Here is a 9,264-nt window from a genome sequence, read left to right on the forward strand (position 1 = left end):
CCGGGGCGGTCGACGACCGCCCCGGGCCCCGCGGCGGCTCAGGCGGGGTGGAAGCGCCGGCCGGTGACGCGCTCGGAGGCGCCCACCCGGTCCAGGTAGGGCGTGATCCCGCCGGTGGACAGCGGGTGCCCGGTGCCCAGCACCAGGCACACGTCGACGTCCTGCGGCCCGGCGACGACGCCCTCGTCGAGGACGCGGCGCACCTCGTCGGCCAGCGCGTCCTGCACCCGGCGCAGCAGCTCGGGCCCGCTGAGGGGTTGCGCGCCCTGCCGCAGGACGCGCTCCGCGGCGCCGGTGGGCTCCACCGGTCCCTTGGGGGTCACCAGGTCCGGCGCGCCGGCCTCCACCCAGCGGCGCAGGTTCTCCGAGACGCGGTAGCGCTCGGGGAAGGCCGCGGCGAGGGTCTCGTGCACGTGCAGCATGACGGCCGGGCCGACGAAGGACGCCAGCCGGAACGGCGTCATCGGCAGGCCCAGCTCGTCCAGGGCGCGCTCGGCGACCATGAGCGGGGTCCCGGCGTCCACGGCGCGCACCACCTCGTCGAACATCCGCGTGGAGACGCGGTTGACGACGAACGCGGGCGCGTCGCGCACCAGCACGCACGTCTTCTTCAGCGACGCGCCGACGGCGAAGGCGGTGGCCAGGGTCGCGTCGTCGGTGCGCCCGGTGCGCACCACCTCCACCAGCGGCAGCACCGCGACGGGGTTGAAGAAGTGGAACCCCACGAACCGCTCGGGGTGCGCCAGCACCGAGGCCATCTCCGTGACCGACAGGGAGCTGGTGTTCGTGGCGATCACCGCGTCCTCGCGCAGCAGCGGTTCCAGCTCGCGCAGCACGGCGTGCTTGACGGCCATCTCCTCGAAGACGGCCTCGACGACGAGGTCGCAGCCGGCCAGGGCGGACTTGTCCACCGAGCCGGACACCGACGCCTTCAGCCGGTTGGCGGTGTCGGCGCTGACGCGCCCCTTGGCGCGCAGCTCGTCGACGCCGGAGCGCACGGACTCCAGGCCCTTGGAGACGCGGGCGTCGTCGACGTCGGTGAGCACCACGGGCACCTGCAGGCGGTGCAGGAACAGCAGCGCGAGCTGGGAGGCCATCAGGCCGGCGCCGACGACGCCGACGGAGGCGACCCTGCGGGCCAGCTCCCTCGGCGGCGCGCCGGTGGGCCGCTTGCCGTAGCGCTGCACGAGGTCGAAGGCGTACAGGCCCGCGCGCAGCTGCGGGGAGACCACGAGGTCGCCGATCGCCGCGTCCTCGGCGGCGAAGTGCTCCTCGCGCCCGTTGGTGCGCGCGGCGGCGATGAGGTCCAGGGCGCGGTAGGGGGCCGGGGCGGCCCCGTGCACGCGCGCGTCGGCGACGGCGCGCCCGCGGGCGACCGCGGCCTCCCACGCGGCGGCCTCCTCGGCGCCCTCCAGGGGGGTGCGCCGGGCCACCGGCGCCTCGCCGGTGAGCACGGCGGCGGTCCAGCGCAGCGACTGCAGCAGGAAGTCGGCCGGCTCCAGGGCGACGTCGGCGATCCCGAGCTGCACGGCCTGCGGGCCGGTGATCGTGCGGTTGCCGGCCAGGGCGTTCTCCACGGCGACCTTCACGGCGACGTCGGGACCGGCCAGGTGCGGCAGCAGCCAGGTGCCGCCCCAGCCGGGCACCAGGCCCAGGTGCGCCTCGGGCAGGCCCAGCCCGCGCGCGGTGGTGACCACGGTGCGGTGCGCGGCGTGCAGGGCGGTCTCCAGCCCGCCGCCCAGGGCCAGGCCGTTGACGTACGCGAAGGACGGCACGCCCAGGGTGGCCAGGCGGCCGAGCACGTCGTGCCCCAGGCGGCCGGTGGCCAGGGCGGCCTCGCGGTCCGGCGTGCCCGCCATGGACTTCAGGTCGGCACCGGCGCAGAAGACCCCCTGCACGCCGGTGACCCCGACGGCCACGACCTCCCCGGCGGCGGCCAGGCGCCCGGCCTCCTCCAGGGCCTCGCGCAGCTGCGGCAGCGTCTGCGGGCCGAGCACGAACGGCCGGCGCGGGTCGCCGGGGTCCAGGGTCAGCAGGGCCAGGCGGCCGGGGCCGGGCCGCCCGGCGGGGCGCCCGGGCGGGGCGGGCAGGTCCAGGACGCGCACGTGCACGGGCATCAGCGGGCCTCCCCGGCGCTCGCGGCGGCCGGTCCGCCGGCGGGTTCGAAGTCGCGGTGGTGGGGGTTCTCCCAGACCACCGTGCCGCCCTGGCCCAGGCCCACGCACATGGCGGTCAGGCCGTAGCGGACCTCGGGGTGCTCGGCGAACTGCCGGGCGAGCTGGGTCATCAGCCGCACGCCGGAGGCGGCCAGGGGGTGGCCGATGGCGATGGCCCCGCCGTAGGGGTTGACGCGCTCGTCGTCGTCGGCGATGCCGAAGTGGTCCAGGAAGGAGAGCACCTGCACGGCGAAGGCCTCGTTGAGCTCGAACAGGCCGACGTCCTCGATGCCCAGGCCCGCGCGCGCCAGGGCCTTCTCGGTGGAGGGGATCGGGCCCAGGCCCATCACCTCCGGCTCCACGCCGGCGTAGGCGAAGCCGACCAGGCGCATGCGCGCCTCCAGGCCCAGCTCGGCGGCGGTGCCCTCCTCGGCCAGCAGGCAGGCGGTGGCGCCGTCGGTCAGCGGGGAGGCGTTGCCGGCGGTGACGCGCCCGTGCGGGCGGAAGGGGGTGCGCAGGCCCGCCAGGGCCTCGACGGTGGTCTCGGGGCGGGCCAGCTCGTCGGCGGTGGCCAGCCCCCAGCCCTTCTCGCCGCTGGCCACGGCCACGGGCACCAGGTCGGCGGCGACCTGGCCGTTGGCCACGGCCTTGGCGAACTTCTGCTGGCTGGCGGCGGCGTACTCGTCGGCGCGCTGACGGGTCAGGGCGGGGAAGCGGTCGTGCAGCGCCTCGGCGGTCTTGCCCATGTCCAGCGCGTCGGGGGAGACGATGCGCTCGGTGAGGAAGCGCGGGTTGGGGTCCAGGCCCTGCCCCAGGGGGTGGTGGCCCATGTGCTCCACCCCGCCGGCCAGCGCCACGTCCAGCGCGCCCACCGCGATGGAGGCGGCGGCGGTGGTGGCCGCGGTCATGGCGCCGGCGCACCAGCGATCCACCGCGTAGCCGGGGGTGGTGACCGGCAGGCCCGCCAGCAGGGCGGCGCTGCGGCCCAGGACCAGGCCCTGGTCCCCGCTCTGGGTGGCCGCGGCGACCGCGACCTCCTCCACCCGCTCGGGCGGCAGGGAGGGGTTGCGCCGCAGCAGCTCGCGCAGGCAGGCGACCACGAGGTCGTCGGCGCGGGTGTCGGCGTACAGCCCGTCGGGGCGGGCCTTGCCGAAGGGGGTGCGCACGCCGTCGGCGAACACGACGCTGCGCGCGGCGGGGGTGGGGCGGGCCACGGGACCTCCTCGTTCGGTGGCGGTGGGCCGCTCACCTCGCGACCCGCGGCCACAGTACGCCGCGCCCCGGGTACGCGGTACCGCTGGTGACAGGTACTCGCGCCGGTCGTCGGGCCGGATCTCGGCGGCGCGCCGGGCCCGGCGGCGGTTAGGATCGGGGCACAGGCGTCGACCCGGCCATCACCGGTGAGCCTCCGGAAGAACGGGCCCCCAGGGGCCCCACTAGACCCGGACGGGTCCGGCCCGTGACAGCCGGACGACGAGCGGTCGTCGTCGCGCCTCCCCGCCGGGAGGGGCGGCGGTGGCAAGCGGGGTGGTACCGCGGCACCGCCGGCCCCGGCGGGAGTCGTCCCCGCAGCAGGAGCGACGTCGTCGAGGAGCGCACGTGTCCGAGGTCACGGACCACGCACAGAACCCGCAGGGCGAGCAGGCGGTGGAGCAGGCCGCCGAGCCGGGGGGCGGGCCCCGCTTCCCCGAGATCGAGCGCGCCGTCCTGGACTCCTGGGCCGCCGACGGCACCTTCGCCGCCAGCGTGGAGGCCCGCCGCGGCTCGGCCGCCGGGGAGTTCGTCTTCTACGACGGCCCGCCCTTCGCCAACGGCCTGCCGCACTACGGCCACCTGCTCACCGGGTACGTCAAGGACGTCGTGCCCCGCTACAAGACCATGCGCGGCTACCGCGTGGAGCGCCGCTTCGGCTGGGACACCCACGGCCTGCCCGCCGAGGTCGAGGCCGAGCGCCAGCTCGGCATCACCCACAAGTCCGAGATCGAGACCATGGGCGTGGCCACGTTCAACGACGCGTGCCGCACCTCCGTGCTGCGCTACACGAAGGAGTGGGAGGAGTACGTCACCCGCCAGGCGCGGTGGGTGGACTTCGAGCACGACTACAAGACCCTCGACACCGACTACATGGAGTCGGTCATGTGGGCCTTCAAGACCCTGCACGACAAGGGCCTGGTCTACGAGGGCTTCCGCGTGCTGGCGTACTGCTGGCGCTGCGAGACGCCCCTGTCGAACTCCGAGACCCGCCTGGACGACGTCTACCGCAACCGCCAGGACCCCGCCGTCACCGTCGGCTTCGCCCTGCAGGGCTCCCAGCGCCACCCGGAGCTGGAGGGGGCGCTGGCGCTGGTGTGGACCACCACCCCCTGGACGCTGCCCAGCAACATGGCCGTGGCCGTGCACCCCGAGCTGGACTACGTCCTCGTCGACGGCGCCCCCGGCACCGCGCACGAGGGCCGGCGCTTCCTGCTCGCGCAGGCGCGGCTGGGCCACTACGCCCGCGAGCTGGGCGAGGACGCCGCCGCGCGCGTCACCGCCCGCTTCCGCGGCGCGGACCTGCTCGGCGAGCGCTACCGCCCGCCGTTCGCGTACTTCGAGGGCCGCGAGAACGCCCACCGGGTGCTGCCCGCCGACTACGTCACCACCGACTCCGGCACCGGCCTGGTCCACATCGCCCCCGCCTTCGGCGAGGACGACAAGGCCGTCACCGACGCCGCCGGCATCGTGCCCGTGGTGCCGGTGGACGCCCGCGGCCGCTTCACCGCCGAGGTGCCCGACTTCGCCGGCGAGCACGTCTTCGAGGCCAACAGGCCCATCGCCCGCGCCCTGAAGGAGGGCCTGCCCAGCGGGGCGGTGCTGCTGCGCCAGGAGACCTACGACCACCCGTACCCGCACTGCTGGCGCTGCGGCAACGCGCTGATCTACCGGGCCGTCTCCAGCTGGTTCGTCAAGGTCACCGCGATCCGCGACCGCATGGTCGAGCTGAACCAGGACATCACCTGGGTGCCCGAGCACGTCAAGGACGGCTCCTTCGGCAAGTGGCTGGCCGGCGCGCGCGACTGGTCCATCAGCCGCAACCGCTACTGGGGCAGCCCCATCCCCGTGTGGGTCTCCGACGACCCGGCCCACCCGCGCACCGACGTGTACGGCTCCCTGGACGAGATCGAGCGCGACTTCGGCGTGCGCCCGGCGGACCTGCACCGCCCGCACGTCGACGAGCTCACCCGGCCCAACCCCGACGACCCGACGGGGCGCTCCACCATGCGCCGGGTGCCGGAGGTCCTGGACTGCTGGTTCGAGTCCGGCTCCATGCCCTTCGCCCAGGTGCACTACCCCTTCGAGAACACCGAGTGGTTCGAGAGCCACTACCCGGGCGACTTCATCGTCGAGTACATCGGGCAGACCCGCGGCTGGTTCTACACGCTGCACGTGCTGGCCACCGCCCTGTTCGACCGGCCGGCGTTCCGCACCTGCGTCTCCCACGGCATCCTGCTGGGCGACGACGGGCGCAAGATGAGCAAGTCGCTGCGCAACTACCCGGACGTCTCCGAGGTCCTGGACCGCGACGGCTCCGACGCCATGCGCTGGTTCCTCATGAGCTCGCCGGTGCTGCGCGGGGGCAACCTCGTCGTCACCGAGCAGGGCATCCGCGACTCGGTGCGCCAGGTGCTGCTGCCGCTGTGGAACACCTTCCAGTTCTTCCGGCTGTACTCGGGCACCTCCAGCCACACCCCGCGCTGGCGCACGAGCTCGCCGGACGTGCTGGACCGCTACGTGCTGGCCAAGCTGCACGACGCCGTCGCCGCGGTCACCGCCCAGCTCGACGAGCACGACATCGCCGGCGCCTGCGAGAGCGTGCGCCAGTTCCTCGACGTGCTGACGAACTGGTACGTGCGCCGCTCGCGCGCGGCGTTCTGGGACGGGGAGTCCGAGCGCGCCCGCGACGCCCTGGACACCCTGCACACCGTGCTGGAGACCACCACCCGCCTGCTCGCCCCGCTGCTGCCGCTGGTCGGCGAGCACGTGTGGCGCGAGCTGACCGGCGGGCGCTCGGTGCACCTGACCGACTGGCCCGACCCGGTGGACCTGCCCGCCGACCCCGACCTGGTCGCCGCCATGGACGCCGCCCGCTCGGCGTGCTCGGCGGCCCTGGCGCTGCGCAAGGCCGGCGGGCTGCGGGTGCGCCTGCCGCTGAACCGCCTGGAGGTCCTCGTGCCCGACCCGGCCGCCCTGGAGCCGTTCGCGCAGCTCGTGGCCGACGAGGTCAACGTGCGCGAGGTCGCCCTCGGGCACCTGGAGCGCGCCGTGGAGTACGGCGTGAGCGCCAAGCTCACCGTCAACGCCCGCGCCGCCGGCCCGCGGCTGGGCAAGGCCGTGCAGCAGGCCATCAAGGCGTCGAAGTCCGGCGACTGGCAGGAGCGGCCCGACGGCACCGTCGTCGCCGGCGGCATCGAGCTGGAGCAGGGCGAGTACGAGCTGAGCACCACCGTCGAGGGCGACCACCCCGGCCTGGCCACCGCCGCGCTCGACGGCGGCGGGTTCGTCGTGCTCGACACCGCGGTCACGCCCGAGCTGGCCGCCGAGGGCATCGCCCGCGACGTGGTCCGCCTCGTGCAGCAGGCCCGCCGCGACGCCGGCCTGCACGTCTCCGACCGCATCCGCCTCACCGTGGCCGCCGACGGGCCCGTGTGGGAGGCCCTGGTCACCCACCAGAACCTCGTCGTCGACGAGACCCTGGCGCAGCAGTTCGGCTCCTCCGCCCAGGCGGGGGCGCTGCCCGCCGAGCGGGCCACCCTCGTCGGGTCCGTGGAGGGCCACGAGGTCCGCGTCGCCGTCGAGAAGCTGGAGGAGCGGTGAACGGCACCCCCGGTCACGAGAACGGCCGCGAGCGCGGCGAGGAGCACGTCCACCTCGAGCCGGGCGTCTTCGAGGACGACGTCGTGTTCGGCGGCGACGCCCTGCGCCGCGGGCGCGTCCCGCAGGACCGCCGCCCGCCCCTCACCGGCGCCGAGCGGCGCCGGCGCGAGGAGCGGCGCGCCTCCGGCGCCGACGACGACCCGCGCTACGCCGAGGTCGTCGCCGCGGTCCTGGCCCGCAACCCCGAGCACCGCATCCACCCCACCCTGGACCGGGTGCGCGAGGCGTGCGCGCTGCTGGGGGACCCGCAGCTGTCCTACCGCGTGGTGCACGTGGCCGGCACCAACGGCAAGACGTCCACCTCCCGCATGGTCGAGCGGCTGGTGCGCGAGCACGACCTGCGCACCGGCCGCTTCACCAGCCCGCACCTGTCGGAGGTCACCGAGCGCATCGCGATCGACGGCGAGCCGATCAGCCGCCCGGCGTTCGTGCGCGCCTGGGACGACGTCGAGCCGATCGTCGAGATCGTCGACGCCCGCGCCGCCGAGCGCGGCGAGCCCCGGCTGAGCTTCTTCGAGGTCCTCACCCTCATGGCCTTCGCCGCGTTCGCCGACGCCCCCGTCGACGTCGCCGTCATCGAGACCGGCCTGGGCGGCACCTGGGACACCACGAACGTCGTGCGCCCCGACGTCACCGTCGTCACCCCCGTCTCGATGGACCACGAGGCGTGGCTGGGCTCCACGCTGGAGGAGATCGCCGGCCAGAAGGCCGGCATCGTCAAGCACGGCGCCACCTTCGTCATGGGCCGGCAGGAGGAGGAGGCCGCCGGCGTGCTCCTGGCCCGCGCCGCCGCCGAGCGCGTCACCGTGCTGCGCGCCGGCGCCGACTTCGGCGTGGAGTCGCGCGCGCTGGCCGTGGGCGGTCAGCTCGTCTCGCTGCGCACCCGCGGCGGGCTCTACACCGACGTGCTGCTGCCCCTGCACGGCGCCCACCAGGCCGACAACGCCGCCACGGCGCTGGCCGCCGCCGAGGCGCTGCTCGCCCTGCCCGGCGACGCCCTGCCGCCGGGCCTGGTGGAGGCCGCCTTCGCCGACGTCACCTCCCCGGGGCGCCTGGAGCTGCTGCGCACCTCCCCGGCGATCCTCGTGGACTCCGCCCACAACCCCGCCGGGGCGCAGGCGCTCGCCGAGGCCGTCGCCGAGGCGTTCACGCTCTCGCGCCTGGTCGGCGTCGTGGCCGTCGCCGGCGACAAGGACGTCGACGGCGTCCTCGCCGCCCTCGAGCCCGTCCTCGCCGAGGTCGTCGTCACCCGCTCCTCCTCGCCGCGCTCGCTGGAGCCCGCCGAGCTCGCCGACGTCGCCGAGGGCGTCTTCGGCGAGGACCGCGTCCACGTCGCCGAGCGCCTCGACGCGGCCCTGGCGCAGGCCGTGGACCTCGCCGAGTCCGAGGGCGGCCCCGGCGCCGGCGTCCTCGTGGCAGGCTCGGTGGTCCTGGCCGGCGACGCCCGCGTCCTGCTCGGCCGCGGGGGTGCGGCGTGAGGCACCCCAAGCGCGTCCTCGCCGCCTCCACCCTGATCGCCGAGGCCCTCGTGGTGTTCTTCGCCACCCTGGCCGCCACCGCCCTGCACCGCGAGGAGCAGGGCTCCTACCTGATCGCCGGCGGCGTGCTCGCCCTGCTGTGCGTGCTGTGCGCGGGCCTGCTGCGCTCGCGCGCCGGCTACGCCCTCGGCTGGGGCCTGCAGGTCGTCATCGTCGCCTCCGGCTTCGTCGTCCCCGAGGCGTTCCGCTGGACGATGGTCGTCATCGGCCTCGCCTTCGCCGGCATCTGGTTCGGCTGCCTGCGCGTGGGGACGCGCGTGGAGCGCGAGCGCGACCAGGTGGCGCGCGGGCTCGCGCAGCGGCAGGGGCCCGGGTCGGGCTGAGCGTCGGGCGTCGCGGTCCCGCGCTGACCCCCGCGAACGACGAACGCCCCGCCCCCGGGGAGACCGGGAGCGGGGCGTTCGGCGTTCGCGGGGGTCAGGCGGGGCGTGCGGCGTCCTGGCCCATCTCCTCCAGCTCGCGGCCCTTCGTCTCGCGCACGGCGCGCGCGACGAAGAACACCGAGACCAGGGCGATGAGGGCGTACAGGCCGTAGGCGAACTGCAGGCCGGGGGGGGCGGGCGCCGGGCGGGGGGGGGGGGTGGGGGCGGTCGCCAGCCACAGCGCCGCCCCGGCCCCCGCCACGGCGCCGGCGCGGCCGCGGGTGGGGTCAATCT

Annotated in this window: 5 protein-coding genes and 1 pseudogene; 3 read left to right on the forward strand and 3 right to left on the reverse strand. The window is 75.8% G+C overall.

The features are described 5' to 3' along the window. Nucleotides 1-38 precede the first annotated feature (38 nt). Together ACRYR7_RS22020 and ACRYR7_RS22025 are read right to left on the reverse strand one after the other, a co-directional pair. On the reverse strand, nucleotides 39-2,117 hold the full coding sequence (locus ACRYR7_RS22020) for a 3-hydroxyacyl-CoA dehydrogenase NAD-binding domain-containing protein (RefSeq protein ID WP_432574257.1): 2,079 nt from the start codon (nucleotides 2,115-2,117) through the stop codon (nucleotides 39-41). Then, complete coding sequence (locus ACRYR7_RS22025) at nucleotides 2,117-3,370, reverse strand: thiolase family protein (protein ID WP_432574258.1); 1,254 nt, start codon at nucleotides 3,368-3,370, stop codon at nucleotides 2,117-2,119. The genes ACRYR7_RS22020 and ACRYR7_RS22025 overlap by 1 nt, the downstream gene beginning before the upstream one ends. Nucleotides 3,371-3,803: 433 nt before the next feature. Here ACRYR7_RS22025 and ileS point away from each other — a divergent pair, with 433 nt between their 5' ends. The 3 genes from ileS to ACRYR7_RS22040 all read left to right on the forward strand — a co-directional run bounded on the left by ileS (nucleotide 3,804) and on the right by ACRYR7_RS22040 (nucleotide 8,931). Continuing rightward, nucleotides 3,804-7,010, forward strand: a complete 3,207-nt coding sequence (ileS, locus tag ACRYR7_RS22030) for an isoleucine--tRNA ligase (RefSeq protein WP_432574260.1) — start codon at nucleotides 3,804-3,806, stop codon at nucleotides 7,008-7,010. A gap of 101 nt (nucleotides 7,011-7,111) precedes the next feature. Next, a complete protein-coding gene (locus ACRYR7_RS22035) occupies nucleotides 7,112-8,548 on the forward strand; it encodes a bifunctional folylpolyglutamate synthase/dihydrofolate synthase (RefSeq protein WP_432574261.1) in 1,437 nt (478 codons plus the stop codon). Beyond that, entirely contained in the window at nucleotides 8,545-8,931 is a 387-nt protein-coding gene (locus ACRYR7_RS22040; RefSeq protein WP_432574259.1) for a DUF4233 domain-containing protein, read from the forward strand. The genes ACRYR7_RS22035 and ACRYR7_RS22040 overlap by 4 nt, the downstream gene beginning before the upstream one ends. Nucleotides 8,932-9,025: 94 nt before the next feature. Here the strand turns inward: ACRYR7_RS22040 and ACRYR7_RS22045 are convergent. Next, a pseudogene (locus tag ACRYR7_RS22045) lies at nucleotides 9,026-9,264 on the reverse strand (sugar porter family MFS transporter); the annotation flags it as partial.

It is taken from the genome of Kineococcus gurbantunggutensis (assembly GCF_050871925.1).
Taxonomy (GTDB): Bacteria; Actinomycetota; Actinomycetes; order Actinomycetales; family Kineococcaceae; genus Kineococcus.

Excerpts from the sequence above, each read along its gene's own strand:
- ACRYR7_RS22020 (WP_432574257.1), bottom strand. The coding sequence starts at position 2,117 with ATGCCCGTGCACGTGCGCGTCCTGGACCTGCCCGCCCCGCCCGGGCGC.